The sequence below is a fragment of the Sphingomonas abaci genome (assembly GCF_014199625.1).
Lineage (GTDB): Bacteria > Pseudomonadota > Alphaproteobacteria > Sphingomonadales > Sphingomonadaceae > Sphingomonas > Sphingomonas abaci.
Map to the genome: position 1 here is coordinate 1 of NZ_JACHNY010000023.1, position 18,881 is coordinate 18,881.

An 18,881-nucleotide genomic window follows, 5' to 3' on the forward strand; every position below is an offset into this window, starting at 1 on the left:
ACGAAACTTAATATACTTTGCGGCAACGCTCAGGCTTTTGTTGACCATTTGTTCCGACTGCCGCTGTCCATATGACAAACCTTGAGGTGCCCCCAAGAAGCAGGCAGCGCGGTTGCTCAAATGCGAGTGCGATGCTTGCGGCTACACGGTGAGGACCGCGCGCAAGTGGCTGGAGGAGGTCGGAGCGCCGGTTTGCCCGGCAGAGGGGCACGGGGCGATGCGCCATGATCCACTCGGCGCCGATGGCGACGACACCTGAACCAATGCCGACTAAGACACTTTACGACTAAGCGGCTAAGCGGCATAAGTCGCTTAGCCGCTTAGTGAGGAGCAGTTATGCAGGTGTGGGCGATCATCGCGCAGAAGGGCGGGCAGTCCAAGACCACGCTATCGACCGGCTTCGCGGTCGAGGCGGCGAGGGAGGGGGCGTCCGTCGTGATCCTCGATGCCGACGACCGGCAGGGATCGGCGCTCTACTGGTCGGAGCGCCGCGACGACGACGACGTGACGGTGAAGGACAGCAGCGTCGCCGGTCTCCCGCTCCACGTCTCGCGCGGACGGGGCAGCGGCAAGATCGACCTTATCATCATCGACACGCCGGCGAACTCGAAGGACATTGCCATGCTCGCAGCCGAGCAGGCGGATTTCGTCATCATCCCCGTCGCGCCGCGCGGCCTCGATGTTCATTCGGTATTGCAGACGGTCAAGCAGGTGCAGCAGGCGGGGACGCCCTTCGCCGTCATCCTCACCCAGGTTCCGCATCAGGGCGGGGAGGGGCAGGAGGCAAGCGCCGGCTTCGCGGCCAAGGGCGTGACGCTGTTCGACAGCCGGCTCCACTATCGCAAGGACTTCTACAAGGCGACGCCGCTGGGGCGCACCGCGAGCGAGACGGAGCCCGACAGCAAGGCGGCGGCCGAGTTACGCGCCAGCTACGCCGAAGCTAAGCGACTAAGCGGCTTTACGACTAAGCCAGTAAGCGAGGCGGCATAATGGCGCGCAAGCCTTCCGCGCTCGCCGGCATCTTCGATGACGAGCCCACTGAGCCGGCACCAGCGCCCGTCGCCGGTATCGCACCCGAGCCGCGATCGGCTGTGTCCCCGCGCCGATCGCGGCGGCCGGCCGACGCCCCGGTGCCGGCCACACCGGCGCGGCGCAGCAGCCACCCGGGCAAGAAGCCGGTGCTGATCCACATTCCCGAGGACATGCACCGCGCGCTTCGCCAGCTCAGCGTCGAGGAGGGCGGGGAGCCGCTGACCGTCATCACCGAACGGCTGCTCCGCCAGTATTTGGTCAAGCGCGGTCACACCCGGTTCGCGCCGTGAGCAAGCGGCGCGATCCCAACCCCGAGTTCGACCTGTTCATCCCGGCGCTGGGCGACCTTCCGCTCCGCGACCAGCGCGAGGTCATGGAGCGGCCGTTCTTTTCGCTCCAGAAGCGCAAGCGGTTGAAGCCGATCGAATATAAAAGCCCGGACGGCGAGGCGTGGGTGCGCGTGCAGGCGATCCCCGACTACGGCATGGCAACGATATGGGATGCCGATATTCTGATATGGGCGGCGTCCACGCTCAACCGCATGAAGCAGCAGGGCCTGAACGACCTGCCTCGCACGCTGACGACCACGCCCTACGACCTGTTGCGCGCGATCAAGCGCAGCACCGGCGGCCGGGACTACCAAGAATTGCAGGCGGCGCTGCTCCGTCTCCAGACGACCAGCATCACGACCTCGATCCGGGCGACGAAGCGCCGGCAGAAGGCGGGTTTCAACTGGCTCGATAGCTGGACGTTCGACACCGACGCCGACACCGAGCAGCCCCGCGGCATGACGCTGACCCTCTCCGATTGGGTCTATGAGGGTATCGTCAACGAGAAGTCGCTGCTCACCATGCACCCCGACTATTTCCTCCTGTCCGGTGGGCTGGAGCGGGCGCTGTATCGCATCGGGCGCAAGCACGTTGGATCGCAGCAGGGCGGGTGGGTGTGTCGCGTCGAGCTGCTCCGCGACAAGACGGGCAGCGACGCTCAGCCCAAGGAGTTCAACCGGATGCTCCGCCGCGTAATAGAGGCCGATCAGCTCCCCGACTATGCGATGGAGCTGACCGAGACGGCCGACAGAAGCCCTGCGGTGCTGTTCAGGCGGCGCGGCGAGGCCGAGGCACTGGCGCTCGCCGAACGGATGCGCGCCGAGGAAGAGCGGCGCGCGCGTTTCGACGCCGATCGCCGGCGAACCGAGGAGGTGGACGCCCGCATGGATCAACTCGTCGGACGGCGCTGACTATCGGGGTTTCACCCACCGCGAGACCAACTATCGGGGTTTCACCCACCGAGACGAGTCGACCAACGGACGATGAAGCCGCCCGCCCGATGCTGCCCCGGCAGCCAGTCTGTGGATAACCGATCCGGGAAGCCTCGTTTTGGTATCAACGGACTCGGGGTTTCACCCACCATCGCATCGGGGGATCACCCACCTCACTATCGGGGTTTCACCCACCGAATCACGGGGTTTCACCCACCGGGCCTATCCGCAAGATGCTGATAACAAAGCGAAGATTCCGCTTTCTGGACCCCTTAACCTTCTTAACAATTCCTATTTAACAGAATCACTTAACCTCACTGCATCGAACAGAGCTTCGAAAGGAGGCCAAACGGAATTGCCCCTCCGGGCCAATGCGCCTTCGTTGCGTGCCGGCTATCGCCGTCACAAGAGCGGCCTGCGGCCGCAGGCTTCCGAGAGAAGCCGAGCCGATCCGGCGGTGTGTATCTGTCGATGTCGAGCGGGTTGAGAGAGCAGGAGAGAGATTGGTCCCGCCGGTGTGCGATCAGGCCGGATCGTAAAGACCGGCGAACTCGCGCTCCGCGTAATAACGGATTTTCCCGACGACGAGCGGATGCTGCCCTTGCCGCATCAACAGGAGATCGTCCGGCTTCATCCGCATAATTTCATCGGGGGTCGCCAGCCGGCGGGCGGCGATATGGCCGCTGGAGCTTTGCGAGCGGGTGCCGTCGCTGAAGATGCTCGCCGGGCCGGACGTGCCGAACGTCTCATATTCGATGGTGGTGTCGCCGATCGTCTTCGAGAGCATGTCGGCGGTGGCGAGATCGTTGACCCCGAACGTCTGGATCACGCCGGCGTTGGATATGAAGGTGCCGGCGCGCTCGCCATAGGTCGCCTTGAGCTGGTGCATGTCCTGGAGGATCGGCCAGAGCTGCATCCCGTAACCAGCCATCAGCCCCATCGCGCGCTCCACCGGATCGAGGCGACCGAGCGCGGCGAACTCGTCGAGGAGGAACAGGACCGGGCGTTCCGGCCGGGCAGGGGAGCGCGCCATGTCGGTGACGGCTTGGGCGACCAGCAGCCGCAGCCAGCGGGCATAGGTGTCGAGCCGGTCGGGCGGTAGGCACAGGAACACCGTACCCGGCCGCTCCTTGATGTCCGCGAACCGGAAATCGGACGCGGACGTGCTGTCCACGATCCGCGGGCTGTCGAGGAAATGGGTATGGCGCTGTGCGGACGACAGCACGCCGGCGGCCTCGCGATCGGACTTGCCGAGCTGGCGGTTGGCGGCGCGTGCGATCAGGCCGTGGGCGCCGGTGCTGGCCTGCATGTCCGCCAGCAGTGTGGCGAAGGCGGCGGGATCGCGGGTGAGCTTGTCCCGCACCGTCGCCAGCGTGGCGAGGGCAGGGGGTTCGTGGACGACGGTGTGGAGGATGATGCCCGCGATCAGCGCCTTGGCTTCCTCGTTCCAGTGTGCCTCGCCCGATTGTCCCGGCGCATCGTGGACCAGCGCGTCGGCGATCGTCTGCGCATCTTCCGCGAGGTCCGGGCTGGCAGCGTCGAGCCACGCCAGGGGGTTGTAGCGGGCCGCTGGACGCCCGGAGACGCTGAACGGGTCCAGACACCAGACATCGCCCTTCCTGGCGCGCGTGCGGGCCGTGACGCGGGCATTCTCGCCCTTGGGGTCGATGCAGATCACTGAGCGGTCGAGCAGCAGCAGGTTGGGGATGATCGTGCCGACGCCCTTGCCCGAGCGGGTGGGTGCCATCGTTAGCAAATGCGCCGGGCCGTCGTAGCGCAGCAGCTTGTTGTTACGGCCCGACCGGCCGATGACGAGATCGCCCGAGCCTTCGAGCTTCGCCAGGTCGCGCCGGTCGCCGAAACGAGCCGAACCCATCAGCGTGTTGCGGGTGCCGGCGCGGCGGTTGAACTTCCAGATCGCGAACAGGACCAGGCCGGTGAGCAGGAACGGCACGTCAGTCGCGATTTCGCCGACGCCGAAGATCCCCTTGAGCCAGCTATTGCTCGCCATCAGGACGACGAAGCCGATCAGCAGCGCCCAGAGCGGACCGATCCGCGCCGGCATCAGCAGCTCGCACCGGCCGGTGTGATCGCCAGCGCCGGATCGGCGTCGGGGTGGCCGAGCAGCTTGAGAAGAATTGCCGTGGCGAGGGGAGGGGGCACCCGCTCGTCGCGCAGCAAGTCGAACAGCGCGTCATCTTCCGCGGAAAGCTGCATGTCCTCGATCGCCAGGTTGGCGCGGGCGTCCTCGTCGTCCTCGCGCCACATCGCGTCCTCGGCCGGGCTGCCGCGCGTATAGTCGAGCGCGCGGACCTCGCGCCGGAGCGTGTCCAGGTCGATCGTCGTCATTCGCCCGTCTCCCGTCCCGCTTCTTCCGCGTCGAATGCCCGCCGGCCGCGACGCTTCCACAGTGCCAGCGCATTGCCGACATCGCCCTCCCGCGCACGCCCGACCAGCTCCAACAGCGCACCATAGATCGTCGCGCGATCGTCGTCGGCGAGATCGACCAGCCCGGCTTTCCGGACGAGGCCGCCCAGCTCGATCAGGTGGCGAGTCCGTTCGCGACGTTGCACGACCCAGCCCCGACTATCCGTTCGTCGCCGGGTCGCTTCCGCGCGCAGCGTCGCCGCCTGGTTGAGCGCCAGCATCCGCGCCGTCGATCGCAGCAGCGCCGCGACCTTTGCGCCCGCGGCGCTGAAAGAAGGCGGCCCCCTTCGCCCGCCACGCCTCCTTCGCACTGGCATCCTTGGACGCGACCGCATCGAGCAGAACGCCGGCCAGCGTTTCCGCGTCGAGCGCATCGGCACCCGTTGCGGCGACCAGCGCTCCGAGCTGTTCTACCCGCTTCGCCTTGAGTGCTTTGGCCTTATCGCCGAGCGCCTTCAGCTCCGCATCGTAATCGCGCACCTTACGCATCACGATCATCCTCGTCGGGCTCATCCGGCGCAGCAGGAATGTCCGACCAGAGCAGCCCCGGCGTTCCGTTCGCATCGACGCCGGGCGGGGCCTCCTCGTTCCACAGAACACGCCAACCATAGACCACGCCGTCGTCGCTGGCGTTATGGTCCAGATCGAAGGGATATTCATCGAGCGTGTCGATGCTGATCCCGAGCGCTTGGGCGACATACGCATCGCGGCGCCGCTCCATAGCCTCTTCGTAAGCACGGCTCATCATGCTCTCCTTGCCTAGGCAGTTTGCCAGAGCGGGCAGGGATCGCAAGCAGGAAACGCCTCCAAGTCAGTCAGGAGGAGCGAAGCGGAGGATGAGTGCGCGCTTATACGTCGTTGCCGACGTGCGCTCAGAAGTGCATGGTACCGCTCGCGATGGCGATCTACCATTTCAGTGCCAAGGTCATCAGCCGCGCCAACGGCTCCAGCGCCGTCGCGTCCGCCGCCTATCGCTCCGCATCCGAGCTGCATGACGAGCGGCTTGGGCGTAACCACGACTTCTCGAACAAGACCGGCGTCATCCACTCCGAGGTGATGTTGCCGAAAGGCGCGCCGGAGCGTTTAAACGATCGGACCGCGCTCTGGAACGAGGTGGAGGCGGGAGAGAAGCGCAAGGACGCGCAGCTCGCCCGCGAGGTGGAGTTCTCGATTCCGCGCGAGATGAATGAGAAACAGGGCGTCGCGCTCGCCCGCGACTTTGTGAAAGAGCAGTTCGTGAAGCGCGGGATGGTCGCCGACCTCAACGTGCATTGGGACAAGGCGAAGGACGGTAGCCCCAAGCCGCACGCGCACGTCATGCTGTCGATGCGCGATGTGGGGCCGGAGGGTTTCGGCAAGAAGAACCGCGACTGGAACAGCGCAGAGCTGTTGCAGGGGTGGCGGGAGGCGTGGGCGTGCCACGTCAACGAGCGCATGGCCGAGCTGGGGCTGGAGGGCCGGATCGACCATCGCAGCTACAAGGCGCAGGGGATCGAGCTGGAGCCGCAGCACAAGATCGGGCCGATGGGAAAGCGGCACGAGCTGGAGGGGCAGCCGCACCGTAACGCCGAGGATCATGTGCGGATCGCGCGCGAGAACGGCGAACGGATCATCGCCGATCCGCGCCACGCGCTCGACGGCATCACCCGGCAGCAATCAACCTTCACCACCCGCGACCTTGCCTTGTTCGCGTTCCGCCACAGCGACGGCAAGGAGCAGTTCGACCAGGTGATGGCGGCGGTGCGCGCCAGTCCCGAGCTGGTCGCGCTGGGGAAGGACGGGCGGGACCAGGAGCGTTTCACCTCCCGCGACATGATCGCGACCGAGGCACGGCTGGAGAAGGCCGGCGACGAGCTGGCGTGGCGCGACGATCATGGCGTGTCCGACCGGCAGCGCGCCGGCGCGCTGGAGGCGGCCGAGGGGCGGGGATTGGTACTGTCGGGCGAGCAGCGCGACGCCTTCGACCATATCACCGGGCGCGACGGGCTGGCGTCCGTCGTCGGCTATGCCGGCACCGGCAAGTCGGCGATGCTGGGTGTCGCGCGCGAGGCGTGGGAGCGGGAGGGCTACCAGGTGCGCGGGGCGGCGCTGTCCGGGATCGCGGCCGAGAACCTTGAGGGTGGATCGGGCATCGCGTCCCGCACCATCGCCAGCCTTGAGCATGGCTGGGCGCAGGGTCGCGACCAGCTTGGGCCGAAGGACGTGCTGGTGGTGGACGAGGCCGGCATGATCGGCACGCGCCAGATGGAGCGGGTGCTGTCCCATGCCCGTGATGCTGGCGCGAAGGTGGTGCTGGTGGGCGACCCCGAGCAGTTGCAGGCGATCGAGGCGGGCGCGGCGTTCCGGTCGATTACCGAGCGCCACGGCGCGGCCGAGATCACCGAGGTCCGCCGGCAGCGCGAGGACTGGCAGAAGGAGGCGACGCGAGCGCTCGCCACTGGCCGCACGGGCGAGGCGCTGGACGCCTATGCCGAGCGCGGGATGGTCCACGCGGCTGACACGCGCGAGCAGGCGCGGGGCGAGTTGGTGGACGGATGGGATCGCCAGCGCCGCGCCGATCCCGACCATAGCCGCATCATTCTCACCCATACCAACGCCGAGGTCCGCGAGCTGAACGGGGAGGCGCGCGAACGGCTGCGCGCCAACGGCGAGCTGGGCGAGGACGTGGCGTTCGCGGCCGACCGGGGCCGCCGCGACTTCGCGGCGGGCGACCGGCTGATGTTCCTGCGGAACGAGCGGTCGCTGGGCGTCAAGAACGGCACGCTGGGGACGATCGGCCGCGTCACCCCCGAGGGCATGACGGTGCGGCTCGACGGCGGGCGCGAGGTGACGTTCGCGGCGAAGGACTATGCCGCGGTCGATCACGGCTATGCGGCCACCTTCCACAAGTCGCAGGGCGTGACGGTCGATCGCGCGCACGTCCTCGCCACGCCGGGCATGGACCGGCATAGCGGTTATGTCGGGCTGTCGCGGCACCGCGAGGGCGTGCAGCTCCATTACGGCCGCGATGACTTCGCCGATCAGGGCAAGCTCGCGCGCGTGCTGTCACGTGACCGCGGCAAGGACATGGCCGGCGACTATGCGCCGGATCGCAGCGATCAGGACCATGCCCGCGCCTTCGCCGACCGGCGCGAGATCCGGTTTCCGGAACTCGCGCGCCAGGTGGTCGAGAAGGTCCGCGACAAGGCGCGCGGCATGTTCGCCGGGTTCCGGCCGAAGCCTGCGGCTGAGAAGACGCCGGCGGCCGAGCGCGGCGAGACGGCGATCAGCGCTGGATCGCGCGATGCCCGTCCCGACCAGGCCAGGGCGATCCGCGACTATGCCCGCGTCGCAGCCGACGTGCGGCGGATGAAGGCTCAGGGCTTGCCGGTGCTGCCGCATCAGGAGACGGCGGCACGGCGCGCGATCGAGGCGTTGGACGCGACCCGGCCCGACGCGGCGCGAGACCTCGCATCCGCCATGCAGCGCGATCCGAAGCTGATCGAGCAGGCGGCGAGCGGCGATACGGGCGGCGCGGCGCGGGCGATGGCGGAGGAACAGCGTGTCCGGCTCGATCCGGACGCGCGGGCCGATCGGTTCGTGACGGGCTGGCAGGCGATGCAGCGCCAGCGCGCCGGGCTGGAGCGAGCCGGCGACACCGCCGGCGCCGAGATGCTGCGCGGGCGCATGGCGCAGGCCGCGGGCGGGCTCGCGCGCGATCCGCAGCTCGAATCCGCGCTGCGTCGTCGTGCGCCCGAGCTGGAGCTGAAGCTGGAGAAGGACCGGGCGATCGGTGACGCGCTGGCGCGCTCGATCGGGCCGGGACGTGAACGGGACAGGGGATTGAGCCGCTAGCCGTTCGTGCTTTCGGTGACCGATAGGAGGCGGGATGGAAGAAGGCGAGGACGAACGGGATGCCGCAACGCAAGCGTTCGAGGGCGTGCGCGGTGAGCTGGCGCTGCTCCGGCGCGCGATCGAGGGGATCGCCGCCCGTGACGATCGGCCCGAGCCGCCCGACTATAGCGAAACGCTGGCGCAGATCACGAAGCTGGCGACCGGCACCTACCAGCGTGCCGAAATCTTGCGGAAGGCGGGCGAGGAGGAAGCGGTCGCGCGCCAGGTCGCCGCCCGGATCAGTGGTGCGGTCGCCGAGGACCGGCAGACGGTGAAGACTGCGGCCGGCGAGCTGCGCGACGCGACACGCACCTTGCAGGGCGTCACCGCGTCGGTGCGGCGTGCCGAGGATCAGAAGCGGTGGGTGATGCTGGCGGCGATCGGCGGGATAGTCGCCGGTATGGTCCTGTGGGCGGTGTTCGCCGGTGTCGTCGCGCGCGCCGTGCCGGCGAGCTGGCAATGGCCGGAGAGGATGGCGGCGCGCACGCTCGCCATGCCAATGTGGGAGGGCGGGCAGCACATGATGCGGATCGCCGCGCCCGAGGCGTTCGCCAACATCGCGGCGGGCGATCGGATCGTCACTGCCAATCGCGATGCTTTAGCGAAATGCCGGAAGCAAGCAGCCAGAATGCATAAGGCTGCATTATGCACCGTCAGCGTTCAAGCCGAGGGTACATAACGCAAAGAAAATTCAGGCTTTCGGAAGCGCCTCGTTTACGTACGATATAGTCTTATCTGTAAACGTGCTAGACATGGCAGCTGAATAGGATGAACCGGTTTGAGCAAGCTTATCAGGATGTAGCGTGTACATTGATCCATCTGTGCTAAGCAAACCTGTGGCAACCATGTGGCTAAGCACGGCTCTGCCTGTACCCTTGGTCATCCGCTCATGTTCAAGCTTGGCTGCGTAACGCTTTAAGCTTCCTTTAGAATGTGATCGGAATGATATAATAAACTTGCGGAACCGCCGAAGAGCCTCATCAGTCTTAGGGTTTCCAGAAACTGATGGATTTCCTCGAAAGTTGGTCCAAGGATAAACCTCTGCTCCTTGCCAATACACTGAGAATGTCACTTTCCCATTCAAAACAGGTACGCTTGTCACCGCTGATGTTTCAGCGGTTTCGGCTTCGAGGCTTACCGCGCTTTCCACCATCGTTGGTGAAGCCTCAATAATGATACGCTCCGCAGAGAAAGTAATCTTCTGGCACTGTATCGAAACAGGCGAAACAAGCACGGACTCTCGACCGCTTCCAACTTCTACGTGCGCGAAGGGGGCGCTAATATCGACGTCCTCCACGTGACTACCCAGCCGGATAATCCCGGCTTGATCGCTTTTGAAACTCAACGTCCGAACTTGATCCTCGCCATTTCGAGAGATGGCGATTTCAATTTCTGCCTCTAGCTGTTGAACCTCATCGCCATCTTCGATCCCATCAATCGAAAGGCTAGCACTGTCACCAATCGATAGCCTAGCCCGAAGGGACGTATAAATAAGGCCAACGTGTTCTGGAGGAATATACTGATTATCAGAGCTTCCAAAATAAAACTCTGCAAGGAAGGGGTTGGCGGCAGCTCCCTTCGCAAGCTCCCTAGTAGCTGCTTGATTTGCGGTTTTCGGGTCACGCAGTGCTGCACCGGTAATAACTGCATCAAACACTGCTGACGCGGCCGTTATTGCTCCATCAAGAAATGGATGTTCGGGTACCCACGTTTCGAGTGCGGATGAGTAAGTCTGAGTATCGCTCGGGCTCATGGGCGGCAGCGGTGGCGGCGCCAAATGGTAAACACGTGAAATAAGACGTTGTAGCTGCTCACCTGGATGATAAAGTGCTTGCTTGAGACCAGCATCTTCAAAGTTTAATGTTTGTAGCTTTTGCTGTTCGCGCAAAAGAATGGCACTTATTACTGCTTGCAGCGTTACGGGCTGCTCGCCCTTCTCGACCTGTGAGATGAGAATGCTAGGATTGCTTTCCTTAGAAACGCGCTCCGCTACTGCCTGAAGTACAGGAGCATACCCGGCAAAACGATCTCCGTCGTTCTGGGTGTCTTGCCTAAGGCGTTCAAGAAGAGTGCTTAGGGCACGGTATCCCGCTTGAAGGTGGGCATTCTCCGGATTGGCTGCATGTAGGCGAGCTTGGGCAAACCTCTCCGCGATAGCGGCTGGATAAAAACCAATCTCCAGGACGGCAACGTTCATCTTGTCTTCAAGAAACAGCCATGTGTCTTGAATTGCCCCGGTTCGTCCAAACAACACTGTCGGAATTGAACGACTGCCACAAAGGTACGCAATATCGGCGAGAAATGCCTCAAAACCCTCTTGGGTGACTTTTAAGCGAGCTTCATCAAGGCCGTCGATCAGGAGGGCTGCGGCACCAGCTAGCCAATCGTTCAGAAGTCCACTTTTGACCAAACCGCCAGAAAGAGTGTTGCCGCCAACCGGCTCAGCCTTCGCTAGGTCCAGGTACACGGCACCCGTGAGTGATGCGATCTGACGAGCTAGGGTAGACTTTCCAACTGCGCCCGGTGCCGAAACGAGGATGACCGGGCTGTCATTGGGATCGTTATCGCCATCGAAGTTGGAACTGCGCGAAAGCGGTGCCTCGACGAAAGTATCAAGAGTAGGAATGCCTGCTTCCCAACCCGGCAACGACTTCGGCTGAGCGGCGTGGGGAATTGCTAAGCGATGACGCCAAAAATCATCAATGGTGAAATCGGGCATCAATCTCTCTCGTAAGGCTGGGGCTGCGATCAGTTTCTCGTAGCGTCGGCCATTCATAGACCGGGGTCAAGCTTGGAGGCTGGTGTCAGAACCCCGTGTCAGCGATCGGCCAGATGCGCTCGGCAAGCTTCTTGAACTCGGGCACGCCAAGTGCGCCTCTATCCCGCGATTTTGATCCAGGAACGGCAAGCCGGCCCTCGACGGCACTGTAATTCGCTTCCCATATTTCGCGCGGTTCGAGAGTCAGATTGTCCAACAGCACGAGCAGCACAGTGTCGCAGTCAGCATCCCGCTTGATCGTGCCGAGACGTTGGCTCCGGTTCGCTCTCTCTCCATAGGCTCGCCCCTTGATCTGTACGCGCATGGGGCCGGCTGGCGTTTGCCGGGTGGCGTCGTATCCTTTGGTGCGGGGCGGGGCGAGTTCGAGACCTAGCAGCTCTGCCGCGATGTACTCGGCGATCTCACCGGTGACACCCAGCGGCTTGCCCGTGAGCTGATAATATTCCGCCGCTAGCGGCTTCACGGTTGCGAGGATTTCGCGGACCCGGCAGGCCTGATCGTTCTCCGTCATCGGTAAAAAGGTATACCTTTCGGCTCTGGCTTGGGGTGTGCAGCGGCCCCATAACGATCAGACTTTATTTGCTACGTATGTATGTATGGGGCTGTTGACGCTCTTTGAACATATTCCTAGCTAGAAGGCTCGAAAGCTACCGAGGTGAGAACGGCCTCCTCACACGCCATGCAAGTGGCAAAGTAGGCGAAAGCCGAAGGGATGCGGGAATTTGGCGCCCCGCCGATAGCTTCTGAAAGCCCCGCTCGTGCGGGGCTTTCTAGTTTCTAGGCCGGCTTGATGAAGCCCTTGCGCAGCCGGCGTTCCAGCTTGTTCCTGTCGATCGGGTAGGTGCTGGCGACGATGTACCGGCCTGCTCGATCCACCCGCAGCTTGATCGCCACGAGAATGATCGCGCCCTCCTGAGGCACTTCGCCAATCAGCTCGAAGCCGTCGGCTTGGCCAGGCGCCTGCCCTATGTAGTCTGGAGCGGATACGATCCGGCCGACGTAGCGCCGGCATAGCTCGAAGTCGGCCGGGTGTCGTACCAGCGAATGACTCTGCGCTCGGATCGAGAAATGTGCGTCTGCCGCTGCAAGGCTGGAGCCCAGTACGGCATTGATTTTGGCGACCGGCAGCGGCCCAAGGTCGAGCGGGGTCAGCTCCGTCACATCTGCCTTCGCATTGGGATCGTTCATCGCGCCGTAGGATCGTTCGGCACAAGGGCGGAGGGGTTCGCGCGTACCAACTCGGCGATCGGGTCGGGCAGGATGAACCAGGTAGGGATGCCCCGGCTTTGCGGGTTGCCTAGCCCCTGGAACTTCTCACCCCTGTCGCCGCCATTCCAGCGGACGCCAGTCGCCGGCTCTCCGTCCCACAGCATGGCAGCGACGGCATAATCGCCCTCCCCACCGTCGTAGATCACGTCGAGCCGTTCGACGCGCCCCTTGGGGGATGTCACCAACCGTGGATCGATATAGGCCATTGGCATCTCCTAAGCCGGTCTATACATATGTATGTATGAGACTTGGTTCAAGCGGATCACCTGACCGATACGCCATCGCGGGTCGCTGGACGATGCTCCCGCAAACGGTGGTCAGCGGGAGACCGTCGGACCGGAATAATACGTACCCCTTTTGTTCTTTTTTCTTGTCTCTCGAAAGCGTCTCCTGTAATCTTCTCCCGGAATTGGAGCTGTCGCGACGAGTTTCAGGAGGGTTCGGGTGGTAGTTGGTTATGCCCGTGTCTCTACCCGAGATCAGTCCCCTGCCCTTCAGCTTGACGCGTTGCGGGGAGCCGGGTGCGATCGGGTGTATGTGGAGAAGGCGTCGGGAGCGCAGCGCGATCGCCCCGAGCTGAAGGCCGCACTCGATTACCTCCGTGACGGCGACACCCTGATGGTGTGGAAACTCGACCGCCTAGCCCGCTCCGTCAGGCAGCTTGTCGAAACGGCGGCGGAGCTGCAACGGCGCGACATAGGGCTGAAGGTGCTGACCCAGGCCATCGATACCACCACACCCGGCGGCCGCCTGGTCTTCCATGTCTTTGCAGCGGTAGCTGAGTTCGAACGCGAGCTGGGCCTTGAACGTACCCACGCTGGGCTGGCCCAAGCCAAGGCCATGGGCCGCCGCGGCGGGCGCAAGCCCACCATAGGGCCAGCCGAGATCAAACGCGCCAGAGCCATGCTGGCGGACCCCACCATAACCGTCGGCGAGGTCGCTCAGCAGCTCGGCGTGCAACCCTCTACGCTCTACCGGCACATCCCTGGCGGGCGGAGTGCCGTGGCCCAAGAAACTGGAATGAATAAGCATGGCTAGAAAACCGCGCACGCAGGTTGAAGGGTGGTCCGACATCCATCCAAATAGTTCTGCTCTTGGCTGGAGTGGCACATCGTCAAGCAGCGCCTCTCTATTCAAGATCGAGGACGTGGCTCCGGTTGTCGGGTTGCAACCCGTATTCATTAAGAGGGTACTGGGGTCAAAGGGGCTTTTGTCGTTCTCGGACATCGAGCGACTCGTGATGCTTGATGACGCAAGCGAGACGTTTGTGCCTCGCAGCCGGATCATGGGCTATTTTGAAAAGCTTGCCTCACGAGCTGAGGTTAAGGCTCTTTCTCCGCAGAAGCCATCGATAGACCAGGTGACGTGCGGCGATGCTCACAAACTCATAGCGTCTTTGATCGATGAAAGCATTGACTGTGTCGTTACATCGACGCCCTACTGGGCAGTTAGGATATACGGCACGCCAAAAAATGTAGAATGGTCGGATGGTGAAGTATGCCCATTTGGGCATGAGCAAACTCCTGAGGGGTTCATCCGCCATTCGGTAGAAATACTGCTGATGCTCAAGAAGAAGGTCGCCCCTCATGGTTCGGTCTGGTGGAACCTAGGAGACACGTTCAACACCAGGACACAAATCCGGGGTAACGCTGCCGAGACCCTCCGGGCGATGAAGGGCTTGGACTCTCGCAAGTGGACCGAGCAAAACTGCCGGCGATACAGTGCCGGGCACGCATATCTTTACGACGGAGAGCAAAGCCTGATCCCACAACGTATCGCTGAGCGTGCAAGCCGGATCGGGTACTTTGTTCGCTCGATGATTACGTGGAAGAAGGACGGCTCATTGCCCGAGCCGACAACTTCCCGTGTGACACGATCGCTGGAACAAGTCCTGCATCTAACGAAGAGCCGCACGCCATATTTCGACAAAGGAGCCTATCGGCAAACCCCAGCGTCCTTGGGGGGGCGTAATGCTCTGTTCGAGCAGGATCAGGTCACGGATGTATGGCACCTGCCAACAGCTACAGGTGGCAAGGGGCATGGCGCACAGTTCCCTTTGGCACTTCCAGGCCGGTGTATCTCTCTATCGACGGACAAAGATGGCCTGGTACTCGATCCTTTCGCCGGCTCGGGAACCAGTGGCCTTGCAGCTCTAAAACTCGGCCGGCGTTTCATCGGATTTGATGTCTCGCCGGAATATGTGAAGCTCGCCAATACGAAGCTGGCAACCCTGAAAACGGGCGTCAAGAAGACGAAGCGGATCGCGCTCGATCAGTAAGGCAGCGACATGTTGCTGTATTCCTGAGCCGTCAAAATGTGGATTGGACTTGTGGGTGAGCGGGCCGCCACAGGTTCAATCCCCTTCCAAACCAACAAGAGCGCCTGCGGCGCATCAGGGCCAACCGTGCTTTTGAAGTCCGATAAGTAACCCAGCGTCTTGTAGACGCTGTCGGTAATATAGCCCTTGTCGCTCGTCCTTTTCACTTCAATGATTATAGTCTGGTTGTTGTCGGTGCCGCTCAGCGCGGCGGTGATGTCAGGCCTGCGAATAGATGCAGCCAGATCGTATTCATTGAATATTTCTTTGTATACGCTGGATTTGGCCATGACAGCCGGAACGATCTGGTAGTAGATCGAAACCGTGTCTCCCATCCTCGTCAAAGTAAAACGAGGGCGGCGTGGCCCGGTCTCCGCTCCGATCAACTGAGCGTCGGTGATCTGCCACCCCTCGTTCAGATGACGCTCTACCAAGGTCAGAAGAGCCCAGACCTCAAACAGGTCATCACAATTCTCGGGGACCATCTGCCTTTCGCGCAGGAGTGCCCGCAGGAGATTCTCGTTCGCCTGCTCGATCAAGCCAACATGGAGGTCGAATAGGAGAACGGCGGCGCTCACGTCGGGCCGGCGTGCCCGCCGCAGCGGACCGATCTCACGAAGGCTGATCGAGGTGGGTACGCGGACACCGCGGCTGCGCAGTACGGCCAAATGGCGATTTGCTGTGGCGCCGCTCACCTCCAACCGTTCTCGCGCCAGCTCGGGAATGGATCGCTGGGTTAGCCACGTCGCGTTGGCGGCGATCCTGGCTAGCATCAGGCCCACAAGCCTGCCAGCGCCGCTATCGGCAGTGCGTTCGGTCGGTCGGGTCACGAACCGGGTAGGATCATCACCAAGCTGGGCGCGACGCGCAAAGGTGCGCGTCCAATCTACCCGGCCGCGTGGCGAGCCGCGTCGCTCCTCCAAGGCGTGTTCGGTGGTCGAGGGTATGTTGCGGAGGAAGGCGGGAGCGTGGACCTCTAAGAAGGTATCGACGGCATCGCTCAGCCCGAAATGCAGTCGTCGGAGTAGGTTGAATTCTTGGTCCGACAGCGATGAGAAAGCCGCCAACACCTCCGATGGTCGATAGGAGGTGGAGAAGCGTTTCAGGACGAGCCAGCCGAGCTGTGAAACACCGCCTAGAACCTCCTCATATTCCTCCTCGGTCCACATTCAGAACGCGTCCCGGAATGCCTGACCGATACGCTCCTTGTCTGCGTCCGTAGGAAGCAGAGCGAGCAAGCCATTCTCGACCAGGCCCAACGACTCCCGGTCCAGGCCATCGAGCTGGGGTAGAACATACGATATGACCGCTTCGGTGAAGGAAGCGGCTTCGGTCGGATCATCACCGAACGAATGCTGGCTTCTCACCTCCATGTAGTCGATCAGGTCGCCCCATATGGCCGGGCCGAGCGGCCGAACCGGATGAAGGAGGGCGATTAGCCCGGAAAGCAAGGCGTGCTCGTCCGGGGCAAGCTCTCGGCCGTGGAACCATGCGACCAGCTCCTCCTGGCTCGGAATGCCGACGTTCACGACAGCGAAGCGACGGACGAAGGCGGCGGAAAGCTGAAACAGCAGACTGCGATCGAACGTGTTCATCGTGGCGATGATGCGCCAATCCCGGCCCAGGCGATACTTACCCGTGGCGGGTTCATAGGAGCTTTCGGCACGATCACGATCAAGCTCGATCGCTACGTTGTGCTTGTTGACCTTGAAGCTTGTTATGACATCGTGACCAGAGAGAACGGTGAAGAGCTGGCCGAACGCCTTGTCTACATCGGCACGATTCAGCTCATCAATAATCAGCCACTTATTCTCTCTGATCGCTTGCAAGAACAAGCCCTCTTCGAAGACGAGACCAGGCCCTTCGGCTGAAGGTGTATAGCCACCAAGCGTATCGAAGGTACTCCAATCGGCCGTTGCCGTCGTCAGGAGGCGGCCGGCCGATCCCGGAAAGGCAAAATCCTTGGAGTATCGCTCACTGGCGATCGCAAGCCGGTCAGCGAGCGTGGACTTACCTGTTCCAGGAGGGCCGGTCAGGATGATGTGCTTGCCGGCCCGAAGCAGCGTCACGAGCTGCCGCAACAGCGAATGGGGGAGCAGAAGCCCGCCACGCAGGAACTCGACTAGATCCTCTGGTAGATCCTCGGTGAGCGTCTCCGCTTCGACCGTTGCGCCACCGCCGGCAGGTGCCTCCCGCGGCGCGATCGCGAACAGGGCGTCAATTAGGGCATCGGATCGAACAGCCTCGTCGCCAAATACGGGCTCTGGCGCCTCCACATTGGTGCTGAAAAACGCCGCGGCCTCAGCGTCGGTGACATGGTACTCGCTTCGGAAGCGGTCAGTCACAACGTCGAGATCGTCACCATCATCGAACTCCTCGCCTCTCTGCGTCCAGATAGCCAAGGCCACGAGGGGAATGTCGATCGAGCGCTTGGCCGATCGGCGGAGGTCCTTGAGAGCCGCGTCGATATAGTCATCGGCTGTCGCTACATTCATGCCAACGCCGGATTTGTCGACTTTTAGGATGCCGGCGAAGGTCTTGCTTCGATCGAGGGTGGAGTAAGTACCCGAGCGTGGATAGCCCTCGTGCCGCCACGGGTCTTTGGGAGCAAATGGATTGAAGAACGCGTGATCGCTATCCACCGGATCGCCATTGGCGGTGGTGATACCCATCAAGCGTTGTGCAGCGGGTTTCGTCGAAAGGGTACGGATTGTAACCGGGTGATCCGGCGTAAGGCCTTCGTGCTTCAAGATAAGAAAATCGACAAAGAGCTTATTGCAACTGTCGCGAAGCTGCTGAACCGACCATAGCACAACGGGGAGCGTTAGATATTTAGCCATTGTTCTTCCGTCTGCTTATAACATTCCAAAAGTCGATCGGTATACGCAGCGCGGGCCGACACCAGCCCTCCCCCTCACATTCCGTGAGGACGCTTGTAGACCACCAGGGTCAGAACAAACAGCATGTCGCCCATCTCAACAACCTCTTGGCCAAAGAACCGCTGAAGCCGCTTAGCGGCGGCGCGTCCCATCGGGACCGCGCTCTATCTCCGCTTCGCTCCGATCGAGCCGCCGATCGGCGTCTCGCCCCTGACGGGCTACGATCGCTCGCGCAGGGCGGCAGGCCGCCCAATAGGCCGCCAGCGATGCCGGCGACGTCGTTTTGCAGGGAGGGAAAGGGGAGCGCCGCCCCCCTCTCCCAGCAACGGCAATCAGCCGGGCCGTGGCTCCTCCGCTTCGCTCCGTGCGCCCGCACCACCCCGGCAGATTCCCGCTGCCCCCTCACCCCCCGCTGTTCGCCACGAGGCAGGGCCGATGGCCGAGAGCCATCGCCCAAGGGCGATGCGAAGGAAGGAAGACGGGACATGGACCACGACAATCGCGAGAGCTGGCTTAATCGGGTGGCAAGCGGCATGGCGCCGCTGTTCGAGGCGCTGGACGCCCCCCTGCCCTCCCGCGTGCGCGTCGCGATCGGCTTCACCAGCCGCGGCGCCAAGGGCAGGGCGATCGGTGAGTGCTGGGACAACCGGTGCAGCGGGGACGGCCATTTCGAAATCTTCATCCGGCCGGACCTGGCGTACGCGGCCGACGCGATGCCGGCGCAGATTGCCGCCATCCTCGCGCACGAGCTGGTCCACGCCGCGGTTGGGATCGCCGCTGGACATGGGAAGGCGTTTAAACGGGTCGCGATCGGCTTGGGCCTGACCGGCAAAATGACCGCTACCACACCCGGCGACGCCTTCCTCGCCGCGGTAGCGCCAATCTTAGCAGCTGCCGGCCCCCTCCCCCATGCCCGGCTTGACACCGGCGGCGAGACGACGCGGCCGAAGAAGGGAGCACCTCAAGGTTTGTGACACGGACAGCGGTAAGCTGAACAGGTAGCGAACAGGGCGGCTCAGGCCACCTTGGCTCCGGGTCCGCCGG

18 protein-coding genes and 2 pseudogenes are annotated in these 18,881 nt (G+C 63.0%); 9 read left to right on the forward strand and 11 right to left on the reverse strand.

The window, feature by feature from the left end; all coding sequences use genetic code 11:
* Positions 1–88 precede the first annotated feature (88 nt).
* The 4 genes and pseudogenes from GGQ96_RS21625 to GGQ96_RS20530 all read left to right on the forward strand — a co-directional run.
* Positions 89–259, forward strand: a pseudogene (locus GGQ96_RS21625) (transcription elongation protein SprT); the annotation flags it as partial.
* A 77-nt stretch (positions 260–336) separates the two neighbouring features.
* Positions 337–990, forward strand: a complete 654-nt coding sequence (locus GGQ96_RS20520; RefSeq protein ID WP_056379620.1) for a ParA family protein — start codon at positions 337–339, stop codon at positions 988–990.
* Positions 990–1,322, forward strand: a complete 333-nt coding sequence (locus GGQ96_RS20525) for a hypothetical protein (protein ID WP_184117123.1) — start codon at positions 990–992, stop codon at positions 1,320–1,322. Before GGQ96_RS20520 ends, GGQ96_RS20525 begins: the two co-directional genes overlap by 1 nt.
* The gene (locus GGQ96_RS20530) at positions 1,319–2,272 is read left to right on the forward strand and encodes a replication initiator protein A (RefSeq protein WP_184117124.1); all 954 of its coding nucleotides are present in this window, start codon (positions 1,319–1,321) and stop codon (positions 2,270–2,272) included. The genes GGQ96_RS20525 and GGQ96_RS20530 overlap by 4 nt, the downstream gene beginning before the upstream one ends.
* Positions 2,273–2,816: 544 nt before the next feature.
* Here the strand turns inward: GGQ96_RS20530 and GGQ96_RS20535 are convergent.
* The 5 genes from GGQ96_RS20535 to GGQ96_RS20555 are packed head-to-tail and all read right to left on the reverse strand — an operon-like array spanning position 2,817 to position 5,465.
* Entirely contained in the window at positions 2,817–4,358 is a 1,542-nt protein-coding gene (locus GGQ96_RS20535; protein ID WP_221240090.1) for a type IV secretory system conjugative DNA transfer family protein, read from the reverse strand.
* The gene (locus GGQ96_RS20540) at positions 4,358–4,642 is read right to left on the reverse strand and encodes a hypothetical protein (protein WP_184117125.1); all 285 of its coding nucleotides are present in this window, start codon (positions 4,640–4,642) and stop codon (positions 4,358–4,360) included. Before GGQ96_RS20540 ends, GGQ96_RS20535 begins: the two co-directional genes overlap by 1 nt.
* Positions 4,639–4,866, reverse strand: a complete 228-nt coding sequence (locus GGQ96_RS20545) for a conjugal transfer protein TraD (RefSeq protein ID WP_184117126.1) — start codon at positions 4,864–4,866, stop codon at positions 4,639–4,641. The genes GGQ96_RS20540 and GGQ96_RS20545 overlap by 4 nt, the downstream gene beginning before the upstream one ends.
* Before the next feature lie 13 nt (positions 4,867–4,879).
* Positions 4,880–5,209, reverse strand: a complete 330-nt coding sequence (locus GGQ96_RS20550) for a conjugal transfer protein TraD (protein ID WP_184117127.1) — start codon at positions 5,207–5,209, stop codon at positions 4,880–4,882.
* A complete protein-coding gene (locus GGQ96_RS20555; protein ID WP_184117128.1) occupies positions 5,202–5,465 on the reverse strand; it encodes a hypothetical protein in 264 nt (87 codons plus the stop codon). Before GGQ96_RS20555 ends, GGQ96_RS20550 begins: the two co-directional genes overlap by 8 nt.
* Positions 5,466–5,617: 152 nt before the next feature.
* On the opposite strand from GGQ96_RS20555, the gene traA reads away from it, so the two are divergent.
* Together traA and GGQ96_RS20565 are read left to right on the forward strand one after the other, a co-directional pair.
* Positions 5,618–8,554 carry a Ti-type conjugative transfer relaxase TraA gene (gene traA / locus GGQ96_RS20560; RefSeq protein WP_184117129.1) on the forward strand — a complete coding sequence of 979 codons (2,937 nt, stop codon included), beginning with the start codon at positions 5,618–5,620 and terminating at the stop codon, positions 8,552–8,554.
* A gap of 34 nt (positions 8,555–8,588) precedes the next feature.
* Positions 8,589–9,272 (forward strand): DUF6118 family protein, encoded by a 684-nt coding sequence (locus tag GGQ96_RS20565; protein ID WP_184117130.1) that lies wholly within the window; start codon positions 8,589–8,591, stop codon positions 9,270–9,272.
* Between the two features lie 12 nt (positions 9,273–9,284).
* On the opposite strand, the gene GGQ96_RS20570 is transcribed toward GGQ96_RS20565, so the two are convergent.
* The 4 genes from GGQ96_RS20570 to GGQ96_RS20585 form a co-directional block, all read right to left on the reverse strand.
* Positions 9,285–11,312 carry a hypothetical protein gene (locus GGQ96_RS20570; RefSeq protein ID WP_184117131.1) on the reverse strand — a complete coding sequence of 676 codons (2,028 nt, stop codon included), beginning with the start codon at positions 11,310–11,312 and terminating at the stop codon, positions 9,285–9,287.
* Between the two features lie 85 nt (positions 11,313–11,397).
* Complete coding sequence (locus tag GGQ96_RS20575; protein WP_184117132.1) at positions 11,398–11,883, reverse strand: DUF6998 domain-containing protein; 486 nt, start codon at positions 11,881–11,883, stop codon at positions 11,398–11,400.
* 266 nt (positions 11,884–12,149) lie between these two features.
* Positions 12,150–12,560 carry a hypothetical protein gene (locus GGQ96_RS20580; RefSeq protein ID WP_184117133.1) on the reverse strand — a complete coding sequence of 137 codons (411 nt, stop codon included), beginning with the start codon at positions 12,558–12,560 and terminating at the stop codon, positions 12,150–12,152.
* The gene (locus GGQ96_RS20585; RefSeq protein WP_184117134.1) at positions 12,557–12,847 is read right to left on the reverse strand and encodes a hypothetical protein; all 291 of its coding nucleotides are present in this window, start codon (positions 12,845–12,847) and stop codon (positions 12,557–12,559) included. Before GGQ96_RS20585 ends, GGQ96_RS20580 begins: the two co-directional genes overlap by 4 nt.
* 238 nt (positions 12,848–13,085) lie before the next feature.
* Between GGQ96_RS20585 and GGQ96_RS20590 the strand changes: the two genes are divergently transcribed.
* Entirely contained in the window at positions 13,086–13,679 is a 594-nt protein-coding gene (locus GGQ96_RS20590) for a recombinase family protein (RefSeq protein WP_184117135.1), read from the forward strand.
* Positions 13,672–14,919: a DNA-methyltransferase gene (locus GGQ96_RS20595; protein WP_184117136.1), complete on the forward strand. Its 1,248-nt coding sequence runs from the start codon at positions 13,672–13,674 to the stop codon at positions 14,917–14,919. The genes GGQ96_RS20590 and GGQ96_RS20595 overlap by 8 nt, the downstream gene beginning before the upstream one ends.
* On the opposite strand, the gene GGQ96_RS20600 is transcribed toward GGQ96_RS20595, so the two are convergent.
* Positions 14,913–16,127 carry a hypothetical protein gene (locus tag GGQ96_RS20600; protein ID WP_184117137.1) on the reverse strand — a complete coding sequence of 405 codons (1,215 nt, stop codon included), beginning with the start codon at positions 16,125–16,127 and terminating at the stop codon, positions 14,913–14,915. The genes GGQ96_RS20595 and GGQ96_RS20600 overlap by 7 nt on opposite strands.
* Positions 16,128–17,630, reverse strand: coding sequence for an AAA family ATPase (locus tag GGQ96_RS20605; RefSeq protein ID WP_184117138.1), 1,503 nt, complete (start codon positions 17,628–17,630; stop codon positions 16,128–16,130).
* A gap of 692 nt (positions 17,631–18,322) precedes the next feature.
* Between GGQ96_RS20605 and GGQ96_RS20610 the strand changes: the two are divergent.
* Positions 18,323–18,790: pseudogene (locus tag GGQ96_RS20610) on the forward strand (transcription elongation protein SprT); the annotation flags it as partial.
* Between the last annotated feature and the right edge of the window lie 91 nt (positions 18,791–18,881).